We start from the raw sequence: 24,312 nt of genomic DNA, 5'->3' as shown, positions 1-24,312 counted from the left end.
CATCGCAGACCCAATAATGCCAAACGCATGCTTGATACCATGCATCTGCAGCGTCTTAACAAAGGCCTCTTCTGTCGTCATCTTCATCGGTGGGGTCTCCAAGCAAGAGTGAGGGAAGCCGGGCGCTGTACCCGGCGTTTGAATTGGTTTTGGCCCAAGGGTGCGGCCCACGTTAGGGCCAAAACGAAACCCGGATTAGGTCCAGATTGGCTTCAGGCAGTCCGAATTGCATCCGCGATCAGTTTCACCCCCGGCGCGATGCGGTCGGTCGAAATGGACGAGTATCCGAGGCGGTAGAAATTCTGAGGCCTGTTTGGCCCCGAGAAAAAGGGTGCGCCCGGCTCAATATGAACGCCTTGGTTCTGAAGCCGTAATGCAAGTTGGGTTGTGTCTACATGATCGGGGGCTGACATCCACAATGACGAGCCGCCAATCACTCCCCGCCCAGCCACGGTCAGCCCACTTTCGCCGATGGCTTTGTCCATCGCATCGCGCCGTTCTTGCAAAGCTTTCGACATGCGCCGGATTTGCGCGTCGTAGTGGCCCAGAGACAGGAAATATGCCGCCGTGCGCTGAATGTGACCCGGCGGGTGACGCAGAACCAATGAGCGAAGCGCGCGCGCCTCGCGGATGAAAGGCTCAGAGCCGACCATGTACCCAAGCCGCAATCCGGGGAACAGTGACTTGGAAAAACTGCCCACGTAAATCACGCGCCCATCCCGGTCCATGGATTTGAGCGCCGGTGAAGGCGCGCCGCGAAAGGCCATTTCGAATTCGTAATCATCCTCAACAACCATGGCATCCAGATCGCGTGCCCGGTCCAGCAACTGATTGCGACGGTCGATCGGCATCGTCGCGGTCGTCGGGCTTTGGTGACTGGGGGTGGTAAAGATGACGTCTGCTTCGTCAGGGATCGCCTCGGGCGGCAGACCGTCACAATCAACACTCAACGGTTTCACTGCGCAGTCCCAGTGGTTCAAAAGGCTCCGCAATGCGTAATAGCATGGGTCTTCTATGACGGCAGTGCGATTGTGGGTCAGCAAAATGCGGGATGCCAGCCACAGTGCGTTTTGCGCACCGAGCGTTATCAATATTTCTTCAGGGCGGGCAGCTATACCGCGGCGCGGTAGGGTATGACGGGCAATGAACTCGATGAGCAACGGATCATCCTGATCCACATAATCCCCTGTCAGTGAATCAAAGTCTTTATGTCCCAAGGCCCGGACCGCGCATAGGCGCCAGTTTGCGTGATCGAACAAAGTACGGTCGGCCTGACCATAGATGAAAGGATAGCGGTATTCCCGCCAATCGCTGGGTTTTGGCAGAACGTTTCTATCGCGGAACCGGCGCGCCAGTGCTTTGTCCCAATCGACGGTTTCGGTGCCGCGCTGGACAGGCGAATACTTTGGGGGAACGGGTGCATTGTGCGAGACATAGTACCCGGACCGCCCCTTTGCCGTCAGGTAATCATTGGCCAGCAACTCTGTATAGGCCAGCGTCACGGTAATTCGACTGACACCCAGATGTGCGGCCAGTTTACGCGAGGATGGCAGTTTCTCCCCGACATGAAAGCGACCAGACAGGATGCCTTCAGCAATCATCTGCTGGATCTGGGCCTGCAACGTACCCTGGCCGTTGAGTTCAAGAAAGAAGGTGTCGACGGATATCCCCATGCCTGCTTATAGGGTGGACTTAAGGTCGTAGCAATCTGGACTTACATGTTTGCGACGAATTTTCCCGAGGTGGGTTGACCGGCAAATCGATTCTAACTAAATAACTAGAAATCTAGTTTAATGGAGGCGACTCATGTGGGAAGCTGCTGCTGCTGGATTTTCTGCCATGGGCTCTGAAGCCCGGCTGAAAGTCCTAAAAACACTGGTCCGGGCTGGCGAGGCCGGATTGACCGTAGGCGAAATCCAGAACCGGACGGGAATCGCCCCGTCGACATTGGCGCATCATCTTCGGTTTCTTGCGGCCGGTGGTGTGGTCGAACAGGAAAAGATCGGTCGAACCACGATCAATCGGGCCTGTTATGACGAATTGAGAAATCTGGCGCAATTCATTCTCAGCGAATGTTGCGCCGACGAAGTTGGAAAGGCCGCGAACGATGGCTGAGTTGACACAAAACCCCCGTGTTTCTGCCAAGGCGGTGCTGGACCTGATCAAAACCCCTTGGGCGCTGATCGTTTTCATACTTGCGGCAGTGGCCATCCTTGACCCCGGCAACCTGCGTGAGGTTGTGACTTTTGCGGCCAAGGCCTTAGGGCATACAGGGCAGTACATTCTGTTTGCCGTGCTTCTGCTGTCTTACCTCAAAGCGACCGGAGCGGAGGTGATGGTGGCGCGTGCCTTTGAAGGGCGCGAGACACGGATGATTTTTCTGGCTGCCCTGTTCGGTGGTCTAGCTCCGTTTTGCTCTTGCGAGGTCATTCCCTTTATCGCAGGCCTTCTGGCCCTTGGCGCGCCGCTGTCTGCGGTCATGGCCTTCTGGCTCAGCTCACCCCTGATCGACCCGCCGACGCTTTTGATTACTGCCGGTGCGCTGGGATGGCCTTTCGCCATTGGTAAAGCCGTCGCCGCAGTTGCGCTTGGACTGTTCGGCGGGTTCGCGGTTCGGTTGCTAATGCGTCAGGGCGCGTTTGCCCAGCCATTGCGCGAATACAAACCCGCTGGGTGTTGCGGATGTGGTCCGAAATTGGACGACAAACCGGTCTGGAAGTTCTGGCAGGAGCCTGATCGTCGTGTTCGGTTCCGTTCGGAATTTGTGCACAACGGTTTGTTCCTGCTTAAATGGCTGGCGCTGGCCTATGTGCTCGAGGCTCTGTTGGTCAACTATGTGCCTGCCGACCTGATCGCCACCGTTGTTGGCGGAGAGGGTGTGCTGCCGATCGTTGTTGCCGCGCTGGTGGGTATGCCGGCCTATCTGAATTCCTACGTAGCACCGCCCTTGCTGGCGGGGTTGATGGAGCAGGGAATGACTGCGGGTGCTGCCATGGCTTTCATGGTTGCTGGTGCTGTCAGTTCCATTCCGGCAATGGCGGCGGTCTGGTCTCTGGTCAAACCACGCGTTTTTGCAACCTATCTGGGCCTTGGTGTCGGGGGTGCAATCGTCGCAGGTATCATCTTTCAGATGGTTTGAAGGAAAAAGCCGCCCGGTGTGAGCATCGGGCGGCTTTGTCTCAACGGTTCAGTTGATCAACTTGTCTCGCAGAGATGCGGTAGCTTAAACCGATACCGTGCTTCTCCACTTTCGACGTAAATGCGTTTCTCAATGCAAGCCGTTGTGCCTACGGTCTGAGAAATCCGCGCCTCGGTCGATGTAATTGACGCGGCCGATCCATCCGGCAAACGCACCGAGGCCACGACGCCGTTTTTCAGATCCCCGTTCACCGGGGTCGCTGACAAAACCGGGACGATCAGGAAAGCCTCGTGCTCGTGTTCACCTTCATCCCCCAGCAGGTACAAGGTGGTGACGATGGCGATCATGAAAACGCCACCGGCCAGCCCCAGGCCCCATGTCTTGAGAAAGGCATGGATGGAAACGGCGCGATGCGGGCCAAAAACCGCAGAAAGAATGCTCAGCATGGCAAGTCCGTCAAAAAAGCCCCAGCCGTTCCGGCCGGGGCTGATTGTGCGTTACGGGCGCAGATCATCTTCGTCTTCGTCGTCCGCCCCACCTTTGGGCAGGTTGAAGAAGCTGTCGGCGTCGATGATCGGTTCTTCGTCTTTCTCTTCCGACGGCTCGTCGGACAGCGAGAAGGTCTCAAGCCCTTCAATCGCGGTCGGGATCTTCGGCGCGGCATCCATTTCCAGCGACTGTTCGGTCGACACCAGTTTACGACGCTCGTCATCGCTCATCACGCCGCCTTCCGCCGCTTTCTTGGCGGCTGCTTTCTGCACGGCCGTGTCCAGCTCGGACTGTTTGCACAGGCCCAGAGCGACGGGATCGATTGGCTGCATGTTGGCGATGTTCCAGTGGGTACGCTCGCGGATCGACTGAATGGTCGGCTTGGTGGTGCCGACCAGCTTGGCGATCTGACCATCGCTGAGTTCCGGGTGGAACTTGACCAGCCACAGGATCGAGTTCGGACGGTCCTGACGTTTCGACAGCGGGGTATAACGCGGGCCACGGCGCTTTTCTTCACCCGAAGCGGCCGGGTTGAACTTGAGCTTCAGCTTGTGCAGCGGGTTGTTCTGCGCCGCGTCGATTTCGTCCTGGGTCAGCTGGTTGTTGGCAATCGGGTCAAAACCCTTCACGCCAGCTGCCACATCGCCGTCAGCGATACCTTGCACTTCCAACTCGTGCATTCCTACGAAATCCGCGATCTGCTTGAAGCTGATCGTGGTGTTGTCCACCAGCCATACGGCGGTTGCCTTGGCCATAAGCGGTTTTGCCATCAGCCCGTCTCCTATGCATACATCTGTCCCGTCGCCGGAATTCGGCGGCCCCGAGGTCTTGGGGCAGGTTTCCGTTGTCGGGGAACTTGGGCCGTATATAGTCGCCACACGGCAAGAAGGGAAGAGGCGAATGCGCTGGGTGGTTTTGTGGGTCTTCAGCGCGATGGCCGCGCTGGCCGATGGCGAAAAGGCGGGCGAGTTCGACTATTACGTCCTGTCGCTCAGCTGGTCGCCCAACTGGTGCGCCCGTGAAGGCGATGCGCGCGGGTCCGATCAATGCGATATGCGGCACGATCATGGGTGGATCCTGCATGGGCTGTGGCCCCAGTTCCATCAGGGCTGGCCATCTTATTGCCGCACACCCGAAGCCCCGCCTTCGCGCCGCATGACGCGGGAAATGGAAGACATTCAGGGTAGTGCGGGTCTGGCGTGGCATCAGTGGAAAAAACACGGCACGTGCTCGGGCTTGTCGCCGCTCGACTATTTCGCCTTGTCACGGCAGGCTTATGAGAGCGTTGAGCGCCCGCAGGTGTTTCGCAAGCTGGAGGCATCCGTCAAATTGCCGGCTTCCGTAGTCGAGGATGCGTTCGTGCAGGCCAATCCTGAGTTAGAACGCGATATGATTACCGTCACCTGCAAACAGGGTTACATCGAAGAAGTGCGCCTGTGCCTGTCGCGCGACCTTGAACCCGTACCCTGTGGCCGCGATGTGATCCGGGATTGCACGGCTAAGGACGCGCTGTTCGATCCGATTCGCTAGAGCTTTTTGTTCTGACAATCCCGCGCATAGTCCAGCGCCTTGGCTGTGCCTTTCAGGTCAATCGCCATCACCGTCTCGCCAGCAGGGTTATAGACGGTCATCGTCTTGTTCTGCGCGATCGCGTTGACGAAATTCCGGTCAGTGAAGAATACGGTCGCGCCCGGTACGTCTCGTTCATTAAACCCGATGGCGGTCGCGTCATAGCTTTTGCCGTCCAGCTCGAACCGGATCGGATAGCTTTTGCCCTGTTCGATGTCGCCCCAAGCCTTGTTATAGACGGCAAAATACCCACGATTGCCCAGCGCGTCATAGCCCAACCGCACAACCGAAAGGTCCTGATAGACTGTCTGGATCAAACACCCATTGCCGAGCGCGGGGTCCATCATGATGTTCCAGCCTTCGACGAAACCCTTGTCGATGAGGTCTTGGGCGAGGGCAGCGGTTGCGGTGAGGGTGGCGAAAGCGAAGGCGATAAGGCGGGTCATATTCAACTCCGGGCTGCGATTTGTTTTCCAAATCATATACTAAAGAGGACGTAGACTGCACAAACCAAATAGTATGCCATTATTCTGCAAACCCCTCTCCCATAGGTAAAACACTAGCTGAAGGTCAAAGCCTTAATTGAGCCATAGTTGCGGGTATTGAGTTGCGTATCTGTTTAGGAGTGACGTCAACAATGCACATAATAAAACATGTTGCAGGAGCCCTGTCTGCACTGCTGATTTGTGTCGGTGCCGATGTGTCTGCAGGCAACGATAAGTCGGGTCTACAAGCGACACCAACTGGTGTTCCATGGTACGTCGCGAACCGCCCTTCGAATTATCCCGGAGCAGAAGCAGCCATGCGCATTGCCTCGTCCAAATGGAGAGCCCCATGGGCGATGAAAATCAAATCGGGGAAAGCTAGCGGCAAGTTTCGACTAGTCACTGTCAACGGTGCGACATACGTCGTTTTGGCGAAGATAAAAGGGCCATTTTCGTTGAGTGCGAGTGCCCAAAAGGACGCCAAAGTTGGTCTACTGCGCGCAGCGGCCAACAAAGCTGGTTGCACGACGCAAAGCGGTATCCTTGCAAAATACACGCAGTTCAATGAAATCGAGAAGTTAGCAACCGAGGTCCAATGTAAGTTTGAATAGAAACTGAGAAAATCGCATGAAACATCTACGTCACTTGCGCGATGTTTTCGTTATTTTCTATGTTTGAGAAACAAAAAAAGACTTTGATTTTCGATGGGAGAAAGCGGGATCACAACTCCTTCCGCGCCCTAAGCGCCGCCGTGATCGTCCCGTCATCCAGATAATCCAGTTCTCCGCCAATCGGCACACCTTGCGCCAGTGAGGTCAGGCGAACCTGCCCCTCAAGCTGATCGGCGATGTAATGGGCGGTGGTCTGGCCATCGACGGTGGCGTTGAGGGCGAGGATGATCTCGGTAATCCCCTCAGCCACCACCCGATCCTTGAGGCGGGGTATGCGCAACTCATCGGGGCCGACACCATCCAGAGCCGACAGCGTGCCGCCCAGAACGTGATAACGGCCTTTGAAAACACCGGCACGCTCCATCGCCCAGAGGTCGGCAACGTCTTCAACCACGCAGAGTTCGCCGGTCGCGCGGGCCTCGTTTTCGCAGATGTCGCAGATGTCGGTGGTGCCCACGTTGCCGCAGTTCAGGCATTCGCGGGCGGTGACGGCGACCTGCTGCATGGCGTCAGACAAGGGCGTCAGCAGCAGGGCACGTTTGCGGATCAGGTGCAGCACCGCGCGGCGGGCCGAGCGGGGCCCGAGGCCGGGCAGTTTGGCCATAAGCTCGATCAGGTTGTCGATGTCGCTGTTCGAACTCATGGCCTGTCCTGTTTTGCGCCGGAGGGAGCCTCCGGCGGGAGTATTTTGGAAAAGATGAAGATCAGAACGGCAGCTTGATGTCTGCGGGCAGCCCCATGCTTTCGGTCAGCTTGGCCATTTCCGCCTGCGAGCGTTCAGCGGCTTTGGTCTGCGCGTCCTTAATGGCGGCCAGGATCAGGTCTTCGACCACTTCCTTGTCGTCGCCGTTGAAGATGGACGGGTCGATGTCCAGACCTTTCAGCTCACCTTTGGCGGTTGCGGTTGCCTTGACCAGCCCTGCACCGGATTCGCCGACAACCATCAGGTTGTTCAGCTCTTCCTGCATTTCGGTCATCTTGGTTTGCAAGTCCTGCGCGGATTTCATCATCTTGGCCATGTCGCCCAGACCGCCAAGCCCGCCGAGTCCTTTCAGCATTGTAATCTCCTGTGTCTCAGTTTGGCCTCTAGATACGGGCCGCAGCCCCATGGCACAAGACCGCTCAGGAGTATCGGCGCAGCCGATGACCCATCGCGGGCGCGGGACGGTTGGTTTTAAACCACGCGAACGGCGTTCAAACCGTCAGTTTCGGTTACTGAGCTGCAAATGGATTTCAGGGTTCTTGGGTGGTCATAATTCCAGGGGCGACCACGATGCATCGTTGCGCGTTCATCCCAGATCAGAACGTCGCCGACGGACCATTGGTGCGAATAGACATATTCGGGCCGCGTGCAGAACGCGATGGCTTCGTCGAGCAGGGTCTGGCTGTCTTCATGCCCCATCCCTTCGATGGCAAAGGCGTGCGAGGCGATGAACAGGGCTTCTTCGCCTGTCACAGGATTTGGCCAGATCGCGCGCCAGGGTCGATCCGGCCAGCGCGTCATTTTCGGCAATGCGGCCAGATCGGCTGAAACCTTTGATCGGGAATGCGACAGCTGGTGCCAGATGATGGCATCCCTTAGGGCGGTTTTCAGATGATCCGGCATATCCGCCCATGCGGCGCGGGTCGATGCGAGTTCGGTTTCACCGCCGGATGGAGGGACGACTTTCGCGGTCAAAATATTGATCAGCGCAGGCGTCGGCAGGAACGTGCTGTCCGTGTGCCACAGCATGTTGGCCTGCAAGTCCAGCAGGCGCAGATCGTCTTTCGCGCGGAGACCCTCCTTGGTTTTGTTCGTCAGTTCGGGAACCTGAAATTCAATGGCGCGACCTGCTGCCATGGCTTCTCGGTTTTCCAGCGGTCCAAACAGTTGGGCCAGGCGGATGTGATCCGCGTCCGAAATCGATTGCGCAGGAAAGAGAAGGGCAGAGTGGGTTTCGAAAGCGTGCCGGATGTCCGGGTAAAGGTGTTCACTGGTGACGTCGCGCAGATCTATGTCGTGAACGACCAGCCCAAAACGCGGATGCAGCGGTGATGTTCGCATGAAAACCCTCCCTCACATCGTGGAAGGGTGTAATCAATTGACGTGGCAATCTGCTTCAATTGCGACACGGGATCGAGCGATTTCGGGTTAGTCTTCCTCGAACGGGTCCCATTCATCTTCGACTTCAGGAAGCGCCTCGGTCTCGACCTGAGCGGCGCGTTGCTCCGGCGTTTCGATCTTGGTGATCTTCGCTTTGGGAAACTGCGCAAGCACGGCCTGAACCAAAGGGTGTTGTTCGGCTTCGGCTTTCAGGGCCAGCTCGGCCTCATCCCGCACTTCCGCGATCGTCGGCGCATCCCCGTTCGAGACAATCGAGACCGCCCACCGGTTTCCGGTCCAGCGTTGCAGGGCAGAACCTAATCGCGGCGCGAGGTCTGTAGGGGCTTGCGGGGTCGGGGTGAATTCGATCCGGCCGGGTTGGTAGGACACAAGCCGTGCGCCGTTTTCCACCTCAACCAGCAGTTTCACGTCGCGGTTGGTGCGGATCAGCTCGACCACATGGTCGAAGGTCGGGTATCGGGCCAAGGCCGTTTGGACATCCTGCGCCAATGCAGCAACCGGTGCGCCGCCGGTTCCATGAGGGGTGGCTGTGTAGGCTGGTGGTGCGGCTGCGCTGGCTTGCGCTGGTATCGTTCCCTGCCGGGGCATCGACACACCGCCGCCGGGTCCGCCGGGCGGAGGAGGCGGGGTGTCTTGCAACCGCTTGATCAATTCTTCCGGGCTGGGCAGGTCGGCGACATGGGTCAGGCGGATTACGGCCATTTCCGCCGCCATCATAGCATTCGGCGCAGCAGAGACTTCTTCCAGCGCCTTCAGCAGCATCTGCCACATCCGGGTCAGAACCCGCATCGGCAGCGCTTCGGCCATTTGTTGACCTCGGGTGCGTTCGTCCGGAGAAACAGTTGGATCTTCGGCTGCATCGGGTGTGATCTTAACGACTGACACCCAATGGGTGATTTCGGCCAGATCGCGCAGCACGGCCAAAGGGTCGGCACCTTCAGCATATTGTCCGCTCAGTTCGGTCAACGCGCTTGCAGCATCGCCGCGCAGGATCATGTCCATCAGGTCCAGAACCCGACCACGGTCTGCCAGACCCAACATTGCGCGGACCTGATCCGCCGTGGTTTCACCTGCCCCGTGGGAAATCGCCTGATCCAGCAGCGAGGTTGCATCGCGGGCCGAACCTTCTGCAGCCCGAGTGATCAGGGCCAGCGCGTCGTCGGCGATCTGGGCGCTTTCGGCCTCGGCGATCTTGCGCATCAGGCCGATCATGTCCTCGGGTTCGATCCGGCGCAGGTCGAAGCGCTGGCAGCGGGACAAGACCGTGACGGGCACTTTGCGAATTTCGGTGGTCGCGAAGATGAATTTTACATGTGCGGGTGGCTCTTCCAGCGTTTTGAGCAGCGCGTTGAAGGCGCTGGTCGAAAGCATGTGAACCTCATCGATAATGTAGATCTTGTAGCGCGCGCTGGCGGCCCGGTAGCGAACGCTGTCAATGATTTCGCGAATGTCGTTGACGCCGGTGCGGCTGGCGGCGTCCATCTCCATCACGTCGACATGGCGGCCTTCCATGATGGCGACGCAGTGTTCGCACTGGCCGCAGGGTTCGGTCGTGGGGCCGCCCTCACCATCCGGACCGACGCAGTTCATCCCTTTGGCGATGATCCGCGCGGTTGTGGTTTTTCCGGTGCCCCGAATACCGGTCATGATGAAGGCCTGCGCAATCCGATCGGCCTCGAACGCGTTTTTCAGGGTGCGCACCATGGCATCCTGACCCACCAGATCGGCAAAGGTTTCTGGGCGATATTTGCGGGCGAGAACCTGATAGGCGGGGCTGGGCGTGTCTGTCATGTCTTCTCGTTCGGATTCGGGGCTTCGGCACAGCGTAGTGGCCACCGCTGCCCGCGTCCACAGCGGCGCGTGATGATTTTTGTTTTAGAAACGGATCGGTTTCGCACTAAACTGGATCAACAGATTTAATGACTCAATTTTGTAACGAGTTCTTTGGGGAGGACACAGTTCATGTCGCAACTGGTTATCTATGCCCTGCAAGTCGGAGGCGGAACGCTTGCCCTGACCTCGATGCCCGGACGTGGTGGGGATTATGCCGTTGATCTTGATACGATCGCGGCGTGGAAGCCGGGGCTTGTTGTGTCGATGACAACGGATGTCGAGATGCTTCAGGACGGGGCGCAGAGTTTTGGCAGTGATATTCAAAGCCGCGCCAGCCGGTGGGTTCATTTGCCGATCGAAGATTTTGGCGCGCCGACACAGGCGGTTCAGGAGGCATGGTCATCGGTCAGCGCCACCGCCCGACACGCATTGTCAGGTGGTGGCCGGGTGCTGGTGCATTGCCGGGGCGGCTGCGGCCGCTCCGGGATGGTTGTTCTGCGGCTGATGGTCGAATGCGGCGAAAGAGCCGACAAGGCGCTAGAGCGTTTGCGGGCCCTGCGCCCCTGTGCCGTTGAGACCGACGCGCAATTGGCCTGGGCATCCCGCTTTACTCAGGCGCAGGTCGGATAGCCTCAGGCTGAAAGCTGCTCGGGTGCGTGCATGACTTTGCGGGGCCGCAGCGTTTCAACCTCAATCATCGCGCAGGGCGGATTTGCGATGACGCCGGATGGCAAGGTGCTGAATGTATTCCCGAAAATCAGATCTGCATAAGTGTACAGATCCTCAATCGCCGCTTCGGGCTGCGTTTCGCAAAAGATGCGAATGCCGTCTGATCCCGCCCGGAATTTTGCATGGCAGCCTTCGGTGCAATGTGAAAGCTCGCTGCTGCCGTCAAACTCGAAATCGTCACTTGTAGCAGATGTGGCCTGCGTCATGGCCTCTGCAATCGAGCGTGCCAGCCGTGCCAAAGCCGGGCAGGTCTTGCCCGTCCGCTGACATACAGTTGCACTGTACTCATGCGATTTTGTCTTCCAGATCATCCTGCGCCCTCCGCGCGTGGTGGACAGGATATTTGGGACAGGTGGGACAGCGTATTGCAGTCAGTGCCTGCCCGGACACCCCGCCCGAGTTTCGGTTTCGTTTTTGATGGCAGGTCTCCTGACTTGCGGGTCATCGCTTTGCCAACCTTCCCAGCCTTTGGGCCAGTGGTGTTTCGGCATTGCTTACCGCTTACAGTTGCGGGGGCAGTCGCGGATTTGGTTGATGTCTGAGTGACCAGACAGAACCGCACCGTGTTCCCTTTTCATCCCGATCCCTTGTGGGGGCCGGAAACCATCGCACAACCGCTAGCGTCTGACCCGGTGCCGAGTCAAGTCGATCTTTTGTCCGGACGTCTGGTCATGCTGGAAGCGCCTTTGGTTCCTGCCTAGTGTCAACGGCAGCGACGTTCGAAAACCCATGTTTCAGAGAAAAACCAGAGATCATGTTGGACACAGAGCAGACGGTATTGACCGAAGATTTCCGCTTCCCGTCTGGGTCGGCGACGCTGTCGGCTCGGTTGTATCGACCGGCGACGCAGCCCGAAATCGCGGTCGTGTTGAACAGTGCAACGGGCGTGCCGCGTGACTACTATCGTCATTTTGCGCGTTGGCTGGCCGCCGAGCAGGGTATGGCCTGCCTGACTTATGATTATCGGGATTACGGGCATTCTTTATCGGGCCACCTGAAAGAGTCCCGAGCCACGATGGCGGATTGGGCATTGATCGACATGCCCGCCGCCCGGGCGGAAATGCGCAGGCGGTTTCCCGATGCGCAGCATTGGACCATTGGCCATTCGGTCGGCGCGATGCTGGGGCCAGTGCAGCCGGATATCGATCTGATTGACCGGATGATTTGTGTGTGTTCGGGTTTGGTGACGTTGAGTGACCATCCCTGGCCTTATCGAGGTTTGGCCGGGTTGTTCTGGTATGGTCACGCCCCACTATTGGCGCGGGCGCTTGGATACCTGCCGGGAAAGGCGATCGGCTTTGGGTCGGATCTGCCTGCCTCGGTTTATTGGCAATGGCGCAAATGGTGTACGGCACCGTTAAACTATGTGCCTGAGATCGGGAAAAACCTGCCCGATGCGTGTTGGGACGGTTCAGGGACGCCAGTGGATTTGTTCACTTTCGAGGACGACCAGATGGTCCCGCCGAAAGCGGTTTGGCGGCTTGCCGACCTTTACGGCCCTGACGCCAAGCGGCATCTGCTGAGCCCTGACGATTTCGGGTTGTCTGAGATCGGGCATATCGGTGCCTTTGCCCGACGCAATGCGGCCGTCTGGCCACGTTTGATCGAACCCTAATAAGGTTTCAGGATCAGTTCGCCCCAAAGCGCTAAGCCGCCCATGGCGCATTCGCGTTACAATGTAGGGAAAGTGAGAGGTTGGACATCGACCCAAGCGGGGCTCGTTGTGGCTGCTTCCTTCCGGACCTGACCAGGTTGGCGAGGCGCTCGCCCGCGCCAACCTCTCGACTCTGGATATAGGGAAGGCTTCGGGAAAAGACAACCCGTCAGAGTGTCAGGCGAATGCGTTCAAAACCTTTGTCATCGGGTCCCAGTGCTTTGGGATCGAACAGGCTCAATTCGTCCAGATGCTTCAGGGCACCAGGACCTGTCCGCAGAATGGTTGTCTTGCCTGGCTGGGGCTTAAGCGAAAATGGATAGGGCTGCTTGGACAGCGGATCAGGTGGCAGCCGCTGGGTCAGGTAATCCTTCAATAAACCTTTGATCTCGAGCGGTGGCAGATTGATGGGTCGCGTGGACGGTAGGTTCGGGAAGTGCCCGCCTCCGCTGGCGCGAAAGTTGTTGAGGGCCAAGACGAATCTTTGATCGGGTCGCACGGGCTGACCTGCATATGTCAGATCATGAATCCGCCTGTGATCCGGATGGATCTTTTGCCCCTGCGCGTCGAAACGCGGTGGTTGCGAAGGGTCGATTTGATAGGACAGTCCAAATATGATGTCGAAATTGTACCCGGCCCGATCGGGGTTGGTCAGTTCGACCTCGGCGCCGGGTTTCAATCGATTGAACGTACTTGCTGACATTTCCAGCCAGTCCAGCAAGTGTGCGCCACTGATCTGGATTGCGCGCAGTTCGTTCGGATACACATGCAGGTCCGCAACATGGCGAAGACAAATCTCGCCCGCCGGAACTTCGGTGTAATTCCGAGGGCCCGCTCGTCCACCGCATTTGGCGGGCGAAGCAACTGACAAAATCGGCAGACCCGCAAGCGCCGTACCATGCAGGAACGGACGCAATGCGGCGGCTTGTGCAGCCGCCACCAAGGCAAGCCCGCGGTCCGGTGCGCAGAAACTGAAGTAACTGTGCAAATTGTCCGAGATTTGCGCAACAGGCTCGGCGACGGCACGTCGGGTTTCGCAGTGTGCTGCTGCACATAATCGTGCAATTTCAAGATCTTCCTCGGTGGCAATACCGTTGCTGAAAACGGTTCGGAGTTCGACGTGGCAATCATTGACCTGCAATCTGCCATCGGCCCCCTTGGCGACGTCCAAATCGATGACACCAAGGTATGAGCCAGCGTGTCCGGGCATCACCACAGGCGTTCCGTGCACTTGCCCCGTCAGGTGATCGACGTGAGCGTGAGTGTCACGGACCTTTCCGGGAAGCGTCAGGTGTGTGTGCCCGGCAACAATGGCATCGATGCCCGGGATGGCGGCGAGGGGAATAATAACATTCTCCATACCGGCCTCCGGTTCCGGGTTTCCGAGGCCGGAATGGGCCAGCGCCACCACCAGATCGCAACCTTTGTTGTGCAACGCGTCTGTACAAGAGCGCGCCGTAGCCAAAATGTCGTCTGCACTGACATCCCCGCCCAGATTATGCTCTTCCCAGCGCGCAGTTTGGGGCGGCAGAACCGAAAAGACACCGATGCGAACAGGTACTTCTTTGCCGCCCAAATGGATTTTGCGGTCCAGAATTGTGTAGCGTTGCCACGACTGTGTTCCACCGTCGCGATGCAGGTTGCTGCAAAGAACCGGACAGGGCGCTTGTGCAAGGATGTTGCCCAACGTTGGCAATCCAAATCCGAAATCGTGGTTTCCCAAACCAATCGCGTCATAGTCCAGCGCTTTGAACGCCAGCATCATCGGATGTGGGCTGCTGTCCTGCGCCGCCCATTCGCCTAGTGGCGTTCCTTGCAACGAGTCCCCGTTGTCGAACATCAGCACCAATGCGCCATTCGCTTCTTGCCGGGCTTTGCGGATCAGGCTGGCGGTGCGGGTCAATCCAAGCGTCGGGTCCGGTGTATCCGTGTAATAGTCAAAACCGGTCAGGTTCATATGCAAATCGGTCGTGGCCAGAATGCGAACGCGCCCACGATCTTCTGTGGGTTGAACCTGCGTCGGGGGGAATTTATTCACTTTGTTTATTCTACTTTTGAGTATTGCTTTTGATTAAGTTTATCAAAATGCATTCTAGATGATTTTTCCGAGGCCACCATGCGGCTTTTCAGCGGCATATCAGTGGGTTTTGCGCCTCGAATTGCGTTGCAACATGGCCTGAGGCATGGCAGCCCTGTGCGCAGGACTGGAAGGAAATCCGATGAAAAACGCAGAGCAGGTGACCTTTGGGGGGTCAGGCCTAGATCGGGCAGCACAACTTCGCGCAGATGCAGGCAAGCTGGCAGAAGCAGCGCGCAACCCGGATGCAAGGTGCATTATGCTGTGGCGAGGTAAACTGCTGGTGGTCGGCGAGGCTCTGGATCAGCTTGCCTTGGTTCCGATGGCGCACCCACTGGTTAGTGATGGTCCCGGCGGTGTGATCGAAGCCCCTGTGTTTCTGGGCCTGAACTCAGAGGGGGATCCTTTGTTTGCCGCCGATATCTCGGCCTGGACGGCAGAGGGGCTGGACCTGACCGGTTTGGGAGAATTCGTGGACAAATCCGAACAGCAGCACCCGGATTTGCCGCAAGGACATGTGTTCGCCGAGCTTCGCCGGATCATGACACGACTGTCGCCACGCGATGCAGAACTGGCCGCAACAGCCAAAGCGGTTATCGGATGGCATGAAACCCATCGTTTTTGCGCCCGCTGCGGTGCCGTCAGCGAAATGACGCAAGGGGGATGGCAGCGCAGTTGCCCGTCCTGCGACGGCCAGCATTTCCCGCGCACAGATCCGGTGGTTATCATGCTGATTACACATGGGGACAGTGTGCTCATGGGTCGGTCTCCGGGCTGGCCAGAGGGGATGTTTTCGCTGCTGGCAGGCTTTGTCGAGCCTGGAGAAACGCTTGAGGCCGCAGTGCGGCGCGAAGTGATGGAAGAGGCTGGCGTGCCTGTTGGAGCGGTTTCGTACCTGTCCAGCCAGCCCTGGCCTTTTCCTGCGTCTCTGATGTTCGGATGCGCGGGCGAGGCGCTGTCTCGTGAGATCGAAATCGACCCGGTCGAGATCGAAGAGGCGATGTGGGTCAGCAAATCCGAAATGATGCAGGCTTTTGCGGGGGAACATCCAAGCTTGTTACCAGCCCGTAAGGGGGCTATCGCTCATTTTCTGCTTCAGAACTGGCTTGCAGATACGCTGGACTGAGGGAAAACTGGTTAAGCCATAAACAGCAAAGGTCAGCATGCAGTTTTCAGCGCGCGAAGATATCGAAGCCCCGATCAATTCGGTGTTCGACATGGTCTCGGATTTCGAACGGTTCGAGCGTATGGCCATGCGCCGTGGCATCGACGTGCGGCGTTTAGGTGGCGGCGCAATGGTGACTGCCGGCACCGAGTGGAAAACGGAATTCAAACTGCGCGGAAAGCCGCGCCAGATGTCGGTGGTGATGACAGACTACGACAAGCCGTCGCAAATGCGGTTTGAAGCTTCCAGCAAGGGAATGAGCGGCCTGACGACGGTTGATTTCTTAGCCTTGTCCCCACGCAGGACGCGCCTGAGCGTCGAGATGTCATTGGCTGCCAAATCCTTGCCTGCACGGTTGTTGCTGCAATCCATGAAACTGGGGCAATCGCGTTTTCGCAAGCGATTTCAGGTGCGGCTCAGCGAATTTGCCCGTGAGTTGGAGCAGCGTCACCTACACGGGGCATAGACGGCGTCCGCTGGGTTGATCGGAACAAGGCATACGGAAGAATCCTCAGATGTCGCACATTATTTTTCTGCATGGTGCATCAAGCAGCGGAAAAACGACGATTGCGCAGGCATTGCAGCAGAAGATCGAACAGCCTTTCTGGCATATCTCAATCGATCATTTGCGCGATTCCGGCGTTCTGCCGCTGGATCGCTATCGCCGTGGTGAGTTTGATTGGTCCGCCGACAGATCAGCCTTCATTGATGGGTTTCATCAGTCGCTGGCAGCCTATGCGACGTCTGGCAACAATCTGATTTTGGAGCATATTCTGGATACGCCGGAATGGGCCGAAGACCTGCACCACCTCTTCCGCCCGTTCGATGTTCTGTTCGTAGCTGTCCATTGCCCGGTTCCCGAGTTGAACGCGCGCGAACGATCGCGCGGTGATCGCGTTGTCGGTAGTGCCGAATGTGACCAGTCGGTGATCCATGCAGGCAGAATCTACGACATCGAGATCGATTCGATGGACGGCATCGATGCCAACGTTCAGACAATCCTTCAGGCATGGCGCAGCGATCTGCGTCAATCGGAATTCAGTCTTCCATTCGAATGATACGTCAGCCGCGCGGTTGGGCCGCCGGATAAACGCCAAGAACTTCTACGTTGGTCGTGAAATGCTCCAGCTCATCCATGGCCAACTGAACGTTCCGGTCTTCGGGATGACCGACGATATCCGCATAAAATTGCGTCGCGGTGAAAGACCCGTCGACCATATAGCTTTCCAGCTTGGTCATGTTGATGCCGTTGGTGGCAAACCCGCCCATGGCTTTGTAGAGCGCGGCTGGGATGTTGCGGACTTGGAACACAAAGCTGGTGATCATCCCGTGTTCGCCACGGCGCGATAAATCCGACTCGCGTGACATGACCAGGAAACGGGTCGTGTTGTCATCGTTGTCCTCGATATGGCGGGCCAGGACGTTCAGGTCATAAATCTCACCGGCCAATTCACTGGCCAAAGCGGCGGAATGCAGATCACCCACCTCGGCGACTTCGCGCGCGGCGCGGGCGTTATCGGGGCTGACGCGACCGCGAATGCCATGTTCCTTAAGGAAACCGGCGCATTGCGGCAACAACACCAGATGGGAATGCGCCTCGGTGATGTCTTCCAGTTTTGCACCCGGCACGCCGAGCAGGTTGATATGCACACGCACAAACGCTTCGTCGATGATATGCAAACCGCTGTGCGGCAACAGGCGGTGAATATCAGCGACCCGACCATAGGTTGTGTTTTCGACCGGCAGCATCGCCAGATCGGCCGCGCCAGAGCGGACCGATTCGATCACATCTTCGAATGTGCGGCAGGGCAGGGCCTCCATATCGGGCCGCGCGTTGCGGCAGGCCTCGTGACTATAGGCGCCCGGTTCGCCCTGAAAGGCAATGCGTTTGGTCATTTGGTCGATTCCATGCAACAAGTTCGCGATTTGGTCGTTTCGTCGCGGTGTCTATACCTTGCCTCTCGCAAGTGGAAGCCTTAGACACCTGCCCAGACAGCTGAAATGGACACGCGATCAATGTTCGACACGATGACAGTTACCAAGGCCGCCGCAGGCCTGTTCGGCACTTTCCTGGTGCTGCTTCTGGCCAAATGGGGGGCAGATGTCCTCTATTACTCCGGTGGCCATGGCACGGCTGAGGCCGCCTACATTATCGAAACCGAAAGCTCGGGCGAAAGTGCCGACGGCGAAGAAGTGGTCTTCGAAGACCTGCTGGCCGCCGCAGACGTCGAGAAGGGCGCGAAAGTGTTCCGCAAGTGCACCGCGTGCCACAAGCTGGAAGATGGCGCAAACGGAACCGGCCCCTACCTGTACGCCGTTGTTGATCGCCCGGTCGCTTCGGCAAAAGGGTTCACCGGTTATTCGGCCAGCATGCAGGCGCATGGCGGCAACTGGACACCCGAGGCGCTGGATGCCTTCCTGGAACGCCCAAGCGCATACATCTCGGGCACGTCGATGAGCTTTGCCGGTCTGAAAAAGCCGCAGGATCGCGCAGACGTGATCGCCTATCTGCAGACAATCGGCAACTGATTGCCTGACAGATCAGAGAATTTCCAAGCCGCTGCCCTGTGCAGCGGCTTTTTTTGTCTGAAGGAAACTTCACAAAGCGCTCACGCATTCTAAACTTGAATCTGTCAGTGCTGGCACTTTAGCTAGCGGTTACGACATTGACGAAGACAATGACCCAGAGGACGAGCCACATGATATCGCTGATGCCCGCTTCACGTGATCTTAAGATAAGGCCATGGGCTGGCATATTGGGGCTTTGCGCTGCTTTGGTTGCCCCGCAAGTCGTTTGGGCATTGGACGAGGGTGTCACCAGCAGTCATGGGTATTCGTATTTCGGCAACCTGGATTACCCCGCTGATTATACCCACCTGAACTATGTGAACCCTGATGCGCCCAAGGGTGGTGAGCTGTCTTTGGCGGCCTCGGGCACGTTCGATTCTCTCAATCCCTATTCCCGCAAGGGGCGCGCCGGTGCATTGACGACGCTGCAATATGATCGCCTGATTGAAAGTGCCGATGACAGTGTCGGGCAGTATTACGGCGTGGTGGCGAAAAGTCTGGAATATGACGAAGGACGCAACTACGTCATCTTTCACTTACGGCCCGAGGCAACCTTTTGGGACGGCACTCCGGTAACGGCGGAAGACGTGGTTTATAGCCACCGCCTGTTCATCGAACAGGGCTTGCCGTCCTATGCGCAGGCTGTTGGCCGCATGGTGACGGGGGCTGAGGCGCTGGATGACCACACGGTCAAGTTCTCGTTCAACCCCGAAGTGACCCGCCGCAGCCTGATCGAAACGGTTGGCGCGACACCGGTCTTCTCCAAAGCATGGTTCGAAGCGGATGAATCCCGACGTCTGGATGAACCGCGACTGGAAGTGGCGGTTGGATCTGGGCCGTATAAGCTCGATAGCTATGACATCAACCGCCGGATCGTTTACAAGCGCCGTGAAGACTATTGGGGCAAGGATCTGCCGTTCAACGTTGGTCGGAACAATTTCGATACAATCCGCGTCGAGTATTTTGCCGACCAGACGGCGGCGTTCGAAGGGTTCAAAGCGGGTGAATACACCCTGCGTATCGAAAATGACCCCAAGCTTTGGGCAACGGGGTATGACTTCCCCAAGCTGAACGAAGGTGTCGTGGTTCGCGATGAGATCGTGGATGGCAGCCCGCCGACACCCTCGGGTTTCGTTTTCAATCTCGGAAAACCGCAATTCGCCGACAAGAACGTCCGCAAGGCGCTTGCCTTGGCCTTCAACTTCGAATGGGCAAATGAATCCTTGCTGTTTGGCCTGAATTCGCCACGCAATTCCTTTATCCAAGGTACTCCGCTTGAGGCACAAGGCCTGCCCGAGGGTGGGGAACTGGCGTTTCTGCAATCTCTGGGTGACGTCGTGCCCGCGGACCTTCTGACGGAACCGGCTGTGCTGGCCCACGAGTCCAACCCCGCGCGCCTGAATGATCGGAGAAATCTGCGCAAAGCGGCAAAAATACTGGATGAGGCTGGATGGCCCGTAGGTGACGGCAATGTGCGACGCAATGCCGAAGGGCAGACACTGAAGGTGAATATCCCCTATCCTTCGAACCTGCCAACATCGACCGCCACGATGATCGAAACCTATGTTCAGAACCTTCAGGCCATCGGCGTCGATGCTTCGGCGGAAAAGGTTGATCCGGCGCAATACACTCTGCGCAGCCGCGAGCGCGACTACGACATGGTCTATTCCACGCGCTACGGATCATTCCTGTCGACCGGTGGTGGGTTGAGCCAGATGTACGGATCGGAAGAGGCCGCATTCAGCCTCTTCAATCCGGCCGGATTGGCCAGCCCCTTGGTCGACGCGATTATCGAGGCTTCCTTTGATACCGACAACCAGGCGGATCAGGACGCGGCATTGATGGCGCTGGATCGCGCCCTGCGGTATGAGTTCTTCGTAGTCCCCGTAGGCTACATCCCTGACTACTGGACGGCATATTACGATATGTACGAATACCCTGAAAACCTGCCGCCCTATTCACTGGGTCATCTGGACCTGTGGTGGATCAATCCGGAAAAAGAGGCCGCGTTGAAAGCGAAAGGCGCACTGCGATAACATGGGCGCCTATATTCTAAGACGCTTGTTGCTGATCATTCCGACCCTTTTGGGCATCATGGTCGTCAACTTCACGCTGGTGCAATTCGTGCCAGGTGGGCCGGTCGAGCAGATCATCGCGCAGATCGAAGGGCAGGGGGACGTGTTCGCCGGATTTGCGGGCGGAGGCGATGCCGGTGCGGGGTCTGAACCAGCCGGCGGTGTTTTCGACGACAAGTATGTCGGCGCGCGGGGTCTGCCGCCTGAGTTCATTGCCGAGCTTGAAAAGGAATTCGGCTTCGACAAACCGCCGTTGGAACGTTTTCTGATCATGATGGGCAACTATCTGACGCTTGATTTCGGCGAGAGCTATTTCCGTTCGATCAGTGTGATTGACCTGGTGCTGGAAAAGATGCCGGTCTCCATCTCTCTGGGGCTGTGGTCGACCCTGATCGCCTATCTGGTGTCGATCCCGCTGGGCATTCGCAAAGCGGTCAAGGATGGCTCGCAATTCGATACCTGGACAAGCGGTGCGATCATTGTGGCGTATGCGATCCCGGGCTTCCTTTTCGCCATTCTGCTTCTGGTTCTGTTCGCCGGTGGATCGTATTGGCAGATCTTCCCGCTACGCGGTCTGACGTCGGACAACTGGGACAGTTTGAGCCTTTTCGGCAAGATCGCGGATTATTTCTGGCATATTGCGTTGCCGACAATTGCGCTGACGATCTCGGCCTTTGCGACGCTGACATTGCTGACCAAGAACTCGTTTCTGGATGAGATCAAAAAGCAATATGTCATGACCGCCCGCGCCAAAGGTCTGAGTGAAAGCAAGGTGCTCTATGGCCACGTGTTCCGCAACGCGATGCTGATCGTCATCGCAGGCTTTCCGGCCGTGTTCATCGGCGTGTTCTTTGGTGGGTCGATCATTATCGAGACCATCTTCTCGCTGGACGGTCTGGGCCGCCTTGGGTTCGAGGCTGCCGTGGCGCGGGATTATCCGGTGATTTTCGGCACCCTGTTCATCTTTGGCCTGATGGGGCTGGTTGTCGGCATCATCAGCGATCTGATGTATGTGCTGGTCGATCCGCGCATCGATTTCGAAAAGCGGGAGGGGTAAATGGCATTGTCCCCCCTGAACCAGCGCCGCTGGAGTAACTTTCGCCGCAACAAGCGCGCCTTCTGGTCGCTGATCATCTTCGCGGTTTTGTTCGGCCTGTCGCTGTTTGCCGAGTTCATCGCCAACGACAAACCCATCCTCGTGAAATACCGCGGTGAGTTCTACACGCCGGTCTTCAACTTCTACGCCGAAACCGAATTTGGCGGCGACTTCCAGACAGAGGCGATCTATCGCGACCCCGAGGTTCAATGCCTGATTGACAGTGGTGGATTGGAAGAGTGTTTCGACGATCCCGAAGGCATCATCGAACAGATCGACGCCGGTACATTCCAGGCGGAAGGGTTCGAGCGTGGCTGGTCGCTTTGGCCGTTGATCCCCTATTCCTACAATACGTCTGTGGATCGCCCCGGGGCCGCGCCCTTGCCGCCCAACGGTCAGAACCTGCTGGGCACGGATGACACCAAACGCGATGTGCTGGCCCGGGTGATCTACGGTTTCCGACTGTCGATCCTGTTCACACTGCTTGTTACGGGTGCCGCCAGTCTGATCGGCATTTTTGCCGGGGCCATACAGGGCTTCTTCGGCGGTTGGCTGGACCTGATCTTTCAACGGATCATCGAGATATGGTCAGCGACCCCGTCGCTTTATGTCATCATCATCATGTTCGCTGTTCTGGGGCGAAGTTTCTGGCTGCTGGTAGCGTTGATGATCCTGTTCAGTTGGACCGGGCTGGTGGGCGTGGTGCGCGCCGAATTCCTGCGGGCACGGAACCTGGAATATGTGCGGGCTGCGCGGGCGCTGGGTGTGGGCAACATGACGATCATGTTCCGCCACATGCTGCCCAATGCGATGGTGGCCACCCTGACGTTCATGCCGTTCATCGTTACCGGAACCATCGGCGGTCTGGCCTCGCTGGATTATCTGGGTTTCGGCCTGCCGTCCTCGGCCCCCTCGTTGGGAGAGTTGACCTTGCAGGCCAAACAGAACCTGCAGGCCCCGTGGCTGGCTTTTACCGCCTTCTTCACCTTTGCCATCATGCTGTCTTTGCTGGTCTTCATTTTCGAAGGCGTGCGGGATGCGTTTGATCCTAGAAAGACCTTCTCATGAGCCTGCTGGATGTGAACAACCTCAAGGTCTCGTTCCGGCAGGACGGACAGATCAGTGCGGCGGTCAAAGGCGTGTCCTTTACCGTGGATCGGGGTGAGACGGTTGCCTTGGTGGGCGAGTCCGGATCGGGTAAATCCGTCACCGCCTTGTCGACCGTTTCACTGTTGGGCGACAGCGCACTGGTTGAAGGCTCGGTCACGTATGAGGGGCAAGAGATGATCGGCGCCTCGGAACAGCATCTTATGGATGTGCGGGGCAATGATATCAGCTTCATCTTTCAGGAGCCGATGACATCGCTGAACCCGTTGCACACGATCCAGAAACAAATGGCTGAATCGCTCGCCCTGCATCAGGGGGTGACGGGTGACGAGGCGCGGGATCGTATCCTTGAGCTGCTGACCAAGGTTGGAATTCGCGACCCCGAGGACCGTCTGGACAGCTATCCGCACCAGTTGTCGGGCGGGCAGCGGCAACGCGTTATGATCGCCATGGCGCTGGCCAACAAGCCGGACATCCTGATCGCTGATGAGCCGACGACGGCGCTGGACGTGACCATTCAGGCGCAGATACTCGAGCTGTTGGCCGAGTTACAGAAATCCGAAAACATGGGGATGTTGTTCATCACCCATGATCTGGGCATCGTGCGCCGGATTGCCGATAGGGTCTGTGTGATGAAGGACGGCGAAATCGTCGAAACCGGTGTGACGCGAGAAATCTTCGACAATCCACAGCATCCCTACACCCGCAAACTTCTTGCCGCAGAACCTTCGGGTCAGCCGGAAGCCGTTGCATCAGACGCGGAAGAGGTCGCGCGCACTGACCATCTGAAGGTCTGGTTCCCGATCCAGCGCGGGTTTCTGAAACGCACGGTTGGTTATGTGAAAGCTGTGAATGACGCCACCCTGAGCGTGCGCGCGGGTGAGACTCTGGGGATCGTGGGTGAAAGCGGGTCGGGCAAGACGACGCTGGCGCTGGCGATCATGCGGTTAATTGCGTCCGAGGGCGGCATCTCCTTCCGCGACCAGGATGTGCGAAGATGGTCTACGCGAGAGCTGCGCCGCCTGCGCAAGGATATGCAGATCGTGTTTCAGGACCCGTTCGGCAGTCTCAGCCCGCGCATGACCTGTCAGCAGATCATCGCGGAAGGTCTGGCGATTCACAAAATTGACCCTCATCGCGCCCCGCGCGAACTGGTGGCAGAGGTGATGACCGAAGTGGGTCTGGATCCTGCGGCGATGGACCGGTATCCGCACGAGTTTTCAGGCGGTCAGCGCCAGCGCATCGCCATTGCGCGGGCAATGGTTCTGCGCCCCAAGCTTCTGGTGCTGGATGAACCGACCAGCGCACTGGACATGACGGTTCAGGTTCAGATCGTCGATCTGCTGCGCGATTTGCAGAAGAAGTACGGGCTGGCCTATCTGTTCATCAGCCATGACCTGAAAGTTGTGCGGGCCATGTCTCACAACGTCATCGTCATGCGTAACGGTGACGTGGTTGAAATGGGCACGGCCGAGGATTTGTTCGAAAACGCGCAGACCGACTATACCCGCGAATTGATTGCGGCGGCGGGCTGAAATCAGCCCGCCTATT

At 57.8% G+C, this 24,312-nt stretch carries 25 protein-coding genes, 1 other RNA gene and 1 riboswitch; of the genes, 14 read left to right on the top strand and 12 right to left on the bottom strand.

Annotation, left to right across the window (positions count from 1 at the left end):
• Window positions 1-212 precede the first annotated feature (212 nt).
• Window positions 213-1,673: a MocR-like pyridoxine biosynthesis transcription factor PdxR gene (pdxR, locus tag ACR0LF_RS21350; RefSeq protein WP_480583314.1), complete on the bottom strand. Its 1,461-nt coding sequence runs from the start codon at window positions 1,671-1,673 to the stop codon at window positions 213-215.
• Between the two features lie 133 nt (window positions 1,674-1,806).
• Here pdxR and ACR0LF_RS21345 point away from each other — a divergent pair, with 133 nt between their 5' ends.
• Together ACR0LF_RS21345 and ACR0LF_RS21340 are read left to right on the top strand one after the other, a co-directional pair.
• Window positions 1,807-2,115 carry an ArsR/SmtB family transcription factor gene (locus tag ACR0LF_RS21345; RefSeq protein WP_171095930.1) on the top strand — a complete coding sequence of 103 codons (309 nt, stop codon included), beginning with the start codon at window positions 1,807-1,809 and terminating at the stop codon, window positions 2,113-2,115.
• Complete coding sequence (locus tag ACR0LF_RS21340; protein ID WP_480583311.1) at window positions 2,108-3,139, top strand: permease; 1,032 nt, start codon at window positions 2,108-2,110, stop codon at window positions 3,137-3,139. The genes ACR0LF_RS21345 and ACR0LF_RS21340 overlap by 8 nt, the downstream gene beginning before the upstream one ends.
• A gap of 56 nt (window positions 3,140-3,195) precedes the next feature.
• Here ACR0LF_RS21340 and ACR0LF_RS21335 read toward each other — a convergent pair whose 3' ends face one another.
• Window positions 3,196-3,585 (bottom strand): hypothetical protein, encoded by a 390-nt coding sequence (locus tag ACR0LF_RS21335; RefSeq protein ID WP_480583308.1) that lies wholly within the window; start codon window positions 3,583-3,585, stop codon window positions 3,196-3,198.
• A 51-nt stretch (window positions 3,586-3,636) separates the two neighbouring features.
• Window positions 3,637-4,398, bottom strand: coding sequence for a DUF1013 domain-containing protein (locus ACR0LF_RS21330; RefSeq protein ID WP_480583305.1), 762 nt, complete (start codon window positions 4,396-4,398; stop codon window positions 3,637-3,639).
• Between the two features lie 130 nt (window positions 4,399-4,528).
• On the opposite strand from ACR0LF_RS21330, the gene ACR0LF_RS21325 reads away from it, so the two are divergent.
• On the top strand, window positions 4,529-5,158 hold the full coding sequence (locus tag ACR0LF_RS21325) for a ribonuclease T2 family protein (protein ID WP_480583323.1): 630 nt from the start codon (window positions 4,529-4,531) through the stop codon (window positions 5,156-5,158).
• Here the strand turns inward: ACR0LF_RS21325 and ACR0LF_RS21320 are convergent.
• The gene (locus ACR0LF_RS21320) at window positions 5,155-5,643 is read right to left on the bottom strand and encodes a hypothetical protein (RefSeq protein WP_480583303.1); all 489 of its coding nucleotides are present in this window, start codon (window positions 5,641-5,643) and stop codon (window positions 5,155-5,157) included. The genes ACR0LF_RS21325 and ACR0LF_RS21320 overlap by 4 nt on opposite strands.
• 191 nt (window positions 5,644-5,834) lie before the next feature.
• Between ACR0LF_RS21320 and ACR0LF_RS21315 the strand changes: the two genes are divergently transcribed.
• Window positions 5,835-6,293: a hypothetical protein gene (locus ACR0LF_RS21315; protein ID WP_480583301.1), complete on the top strand. Its 459-nt coding sequence runs from the start codon at window positions 5,835-5,837 to the stop codon at window positions 6,291-6,293.
• Window positions 6,294-6,402: 109 nt separating this feature from the next.
• Here the strand turns inward: ACR0LF_RS21315 and recR are convergent, their stop codons facing one another.
• The 4 genes from recR to ACR0LF_RS21295 form a co-directional block, all read right to left on the bottom strand.
• Window positions 6,403-6,996: a recombination mediator RecR gene (gene recR, locus ACR0LF_RS21310; protein WP_480583298.1), complete on the bottom strand. Its 594-nt coding sequence runs from the start codon at window positions 6,994-6,996 to the stop codon at window positions 6,403-6,405.
• A gap of 61 nt (window positions 6,997-7,057) precedes the next feature.
• Window positions 7,058-7,411, bottom strand: a complete 354-nt coding sequence (locus ACR0LF_RS21305; RefSeq protein ID WP_480583296.1) for a YbaB/EbfC family nucleoid-associated protein — start codon at window positions 7,409-7,411, stop codon at window positions 7,058-7,060.
• Between the two features lie 116 nt (window positions 7,412-7,527).
• Window positions 7,528-8,397 carry a TauD/TfdA dioxygenase family protein gene (locus ACR0LF_RS21300; RefSeq protein ID WP_480583294.1) on the bottom strand — a complete coding sequence of 290 codons (870 nt, stop codon included), beginning with the start codon at window positions 8,395-8,397 and terminating at the stop codon, window positions 7,528-7,530.
• Between the two features lie 87 nt (window positions 8,398-8,484).
• Entirely contained in the window at window positions 8,485-10,248 is a 1,764-nt protein-coding gene (locus ACR0LF_RS21295) for a DNA polymerase III subunit gamma/tau (protein WP_480583291.1), read from the bottom strand.
• A 171-nt stretch (window positions 10,249-10,419) separates the two neighbouring features.
• Between ACR0LF_RS21295 and ACR0LF_RS21290 the strand changes: the two genes are divergently transcribed.
• Window positions 10,420-10,920: a protein-tyrosine phosphatase family protein gene (locus tag ACR0LF_RS21290; RefSeq protein WP_480583287.1), complete on the top strand. Its 501-nt coding sequence runs from the start codon at window positions 10,420-10,422 to the stop codon at window positions 10,918-10,920.
• A gap of 2 nt (window positions 10,921-10,922) precedes the next feature.
• Here the strand turns inward: ACR0LF_RS21290 and ACR0LF_RS21285 are convergent, their stop codons facing one another.
• The gene (locus ACR0LF_RS21285) at window positions 10,923-11,330 is read right to left on the bottom strand and encodes a hypothetical protein (RefSeq protein ID WP_480583284.1); all 408 of its coding nucleotides are present in this window, start codon (window positions 11,328-11,330) and stop codon (window positions 10,923-10,925) included.
• 91 nt (window positions 11,331-11,421) lie between these two features.
• Window positions 11,422-11,642: riboswitch (cobalamin riboswitch) on the bottom strand.
• A 131-nt stretch (window positions 11,643-11,773) separates the two neighbouring features.
• On the opposite strand from ACR0LF_RS21285, the gene ACR0LF_RS21280 reads away from it, so the two are divergent.
• Window positions 11,774-12,634, top strand: coding sequence for an alpha/beta hydrolase family protein (locus ACR0LF_RS21280; protein ID WP_480583281.1), 861 nt, complete (start codon window positions 11,774-11,776; stop codon window positions 12,632-12,634).
• 70 nt (window positions 12,635-12,704) lie between these two features.
• Here ACR0LF_RS21280 and ffs read toward each other — a convergent pair.
• Together ffs and ACR0LF_RS21270 are read right to left on the bottom strand one after the other, a co-directional pair.
• An RNA gene (gene ffs / locus ACR0LF_RS21275) (signal recognition particle sRNA small type) lies at window positions 12,705-12,803 on the bottom strand.
• Between the two features lie 39 nt (window positions 12,804-12,842).
• Window positions 12,843-14,711, bottom strand: a complete 1,869-nt coding sequence (locus ACR0LF_RS21270; protein WP_480583278.1) for a bifunctional 2',3'-cyclic-nucleotide 2'-phosphodiesterase/3'-nucleotidase — start codon at window positions 14,709-14,711, stop codon at window positions 12,843-12,845.
• Between the two features lie 181 nt (window positions 14,712-14,892).
• Between ACR0LF_RS21270 and nudC the strand changes: the two genes are divergently transcribed.
• From nudC to ACR0LF_RS21255, 3 genes are read left to right on the top strand one after another with little or no spacing between them, the layout of a single operon-like run.
• Window positions 14,893-15,876: an NAD(+) diphosphatase gene (gene nudC, locus ACR0LF_RS21265; protein ID WP_480583275.1), complete on the top strand. Its 984-nt coding sequence runs from the start codon at window positions 14,893-14,895 to the stop codon at window positions 15,874-15,876.
• 37 nt (window positions 15,877-15,913) lie between these two features.
• Entirely contained in the window at window positions 15,914-16,381 is a 468-nt protein-coding gene (locus ACR0LF_RS21260; protein ID WP_480583272.1) for an SRPBCC family protein, read from the top strand.
• A gap of 49 nt (window positions 16,382-16,430) precedes the next feature.
• Window positions 16,431-16,973: a chloramphenicol phosphotransferase CPT family protein gene (locus ACR0LF_RS21255; RefSeq protein ID WP_480583269.1), complete on the top strand. Its 543-nt coding sequence runs from the start codon at window positions 16,431-16,433 to the stop codon at window positions 16,971-16,973.
• A gap of 4 nt (window positions 16,974-16,977) precedes the next feature.
• On the opposite strand, the gene ACR0LF_RS21250 is transcribed toward ACR0LF_RS21255, so the two are convergent.
• Entirely contained in the window at window positions 16,978-17,811 is an 834-nt protein-coding gene (locus ACR0LF_RS21250; protein ID WP_480583266.1) for a prephenate dehydratase, read from the bottom strand.
• 120 nt (window positions 17,812-17,931) lie between these two features.
• Between ACR0LF_RS21250 and ACR0LF_RS21245 the strand changes: the two genes are divergently transcribed.
• The 5 genes from ACR0LF_RS21245 (at window position 17,932) to ACR0LF_RS21225 (ending at window position 24,296) form a co-directional block, all read left to right on the top strand.
• Complete coding sequence (locus tag ACR0LF_RS21245; RefSeq protein ID WP_480583320.1) at window positions 17,932-18,444, top strand: c-type cytochrome; 513 nt, start codon at window positions 17,932-17,934, stop codon at window positions 18,442-18,444.
• A gap of 182 nt (window positions 18,445-18,626) precedes the next feature.
• Complete coding sequence (locus ACR0LF_RS21240; RefSeq protein ID WP_480856465.1) at window positions 18,627-20,519, top strand: extracellular solute-binding protein; 1,893 nt, start codon at window positions 18,627-18,629, stop codon at window positions 20,517-20,519.
• 1 nt (window position 20,520) lies between these two features.
• On the top strand, window positions 20,521-21,615 hold the full coding sequence (locus ACR0LF_RS21235) for a microcin C ABC transporter permease YejB (RefSeq protein WP_480583259.1): 1,095 nt from the start codon (window positions 20,521-20,523) through the stop codon (window positions 21,613-21,615).
• A complete protein-coding gene (locus ACR0LF_RS21230; RefSeq protein ID WP_480583256.1) occupies window positions 21,616-22,722 on the top strand; it encodes an ABC transporter permease in 1,107 nt (368 codons plus the stop codon).
• Window positions 22,719-24,296: an ABC transporter ATP-binding protein gene (locus ACR0LF_RS21225; RefSeq protein WP_480583253.1), complete on the top strand. Its 1,578-nt coding sequence runs from the start codon at window positions 22,719-22,721 to the stop codon at window positions 24,294-24,296. The genes ACR0LF_RS21230 and ACR0LF_RS21225 overlap by 4 nt, the downstream gene beginning before the upstream one ends.
• The last annotated feature ends 16 nt before the right edge of the window (window positions 24,297-24,312 follow it).

This window comes from Ruegeria sp. E8, assembly GCF_056533985.1.
The sequence above is the reverse complement of the archived record's forward strand: the minus strand, read 5'-3'. Positions and strand labels throughout refer to the sequence as shown.

Bases quoted from the DNA above. Each gene is read 5' to 3' on its own strand.
- ACR0LF_RS21300 (WP_480583294.1), bottom strand. From the start codon at position 8,397: ATGCGAACATCACCGCTGCATCCGCGTTTTGGGCTGGTCGTTCACGAC.
- ACR0LF_RS21320 (WP_480583303.1), bottom strand. From the start codon at position 5,643: ATGACCCGCCTTATCGCCTTCGCTTTCGCCACCCTCACCGCAACCGCT.
- ACR0LF_RS21290 (WP_480583287.1), top strand. From the start codon at position 10,420: ATGTCGCAACTGGTTATCTATGCCCTGCAAGTCGGAGGCGGAACGCTT.
- ACR0LF_RS21255 (WP_480583269.1), top strand. From the start codon at position 16,431: ATGTCGCACATTATTTTTCTGCATGGTGCATCAAGCAGCGGAAAAACG.
- ACR0LF_RS21225 (WP_480583253.1), top strand. From the start codon at position 22,719: ATGAGCCTGCTGGATGTGAACAACCTCAAGGTCTCGTTCCGGCAGGAC.
- ACR0LF_RS21235 (WP_480583259.1), top strand. From the start codon at position 20,521: ATGGGCGCCTATATTCTAAGACGCTTGTTGCTGATCATTCCGACCCTT.
- ACR0LF_RS21325 (WP_480583323.1), top strand. From the start codon at position 4,529: ATGCGCTGGGTGGTTTTGTGGGTCTTCAGCGCGATGGCCGCGCTGGCC.
- ACR0LF_RS21280 (WP_480583281.1), top strand. From the start codon at position 11,774: ATGTTGGACACAGAGCAGACGGTATTGACCGAAGATTTCCGCTTCCCG.
- pdxR (WP_480583314.1), bottom strand. From the start codon at position 1,673: ATGGGGATATCCGTCGACACCTTCTTTCTTGAACTCAACGGCCAGGGT.
- ACR0LF_RS21340 (WP_480583311.1), top strand. From the start codon at position 2,108: ATGGCTGAGTTGACACAAAACCCCCGTGTTTCTGCCAAGGCGGTGCTG.
- ACR0LF_RS21345 (WP_171095930.1), top strand. From the start codon at position 1,807: ATGTGGGAAGCTGCTGCTGCTGGATTTTCTGCCATGGGCTCTGAAGCC.
- ACR0LF_RS21285 (WP_480583284.1), bottom strand. From the start codon at position 11,330: ATGATCTGGAAGACAAAATCGCATGAGTACAGTGCAACTGTATGTCAG.
- ACR0LF_RS21245 (WP_480583320.1), top strand. From the start codon at position 17,932: ATGTTCGACACGATGACAGTTACCAAGGCCGCCGCAGGCCTGTTCGGC.
- ACR0LF_RS21315 (WP_480583301.1), top strand. From the start codon at position 5,835: ATGCACATAATAAAACATGTTGCAGGAGCCCTGTCTGCACTGCTGATT.
- ACR0LF_RS21330 (WP_480583305.1), bottom strand. From the start codon at position 4,398: ATGGCAAAACCGCTTATGGCCAAGGCAACCGCCGTATGGCTGGTGGAC.
- ACR0LF_RS21335 (WP_480583308.1), bottom strand. From the start codon at position 3,585: ATGCTGAGCATTCTTTCTGCGGTTTTTGGCCCGCATCGCGCCGTTTCC.
- ACR0LF_RS21240 (WP_480856465.1), top strand. From the start codon at position 18,627: ATGCCCGCTTCACGTGATCTTAAGATAAGGCCATGGGCTGGCATATTG.
- ACR0LF_RS21295 (WP_480583291.1), bottom strand. From the start codon at position 10,248: ATGACAGACACGCCCAGCCCCGCCTATCAGGTTCTCGCCCGCAAATAT.
- recR (WP_480583298.1), bottom strand. From the start codon at position 6,996: ATGAGTTCGAACAGCGACATCGACAACCTGATCGAGCTTATGGCCAAA.
- ACR0LF_RS21305 (WP_480583296.1), bottom strand. From the start codon at position 7,411: ATGCTGAAAGGACTCGGCGGGCTTGGCGGTCTGGGCGACATGGCCAAG.
- ACR0LF_RS21230 (WP_480583256.1), top strand. From the start codon at position 21,616: ATGGCATTGTCCCCCCTGAACCAGCGCCGCTGGAGTAACTTTCGCCGC.
- ACR0LF_RS21250 (WP_480583266.1), bottom strand. From the start codon at position 17,811: ATGACCAAACGCATTGCCTTTCAGGGCGAACCGGGCGCCTATAGTCAC.
- nudC (WP_480583275.1), top strand. From the start codon at position 14,893: ATGAAAAACGCAGAGCAGGTGACCTTTGGGGGGTCAGGCCTAGATCGG.
- ACR0LF_RS21260 (WP_480583272.1), top strand. From the start codon at position 15,914: ATGCAGTTTTCAGCGCGCGAAGATATCGAAGCCCCGATCAATTCGGTG.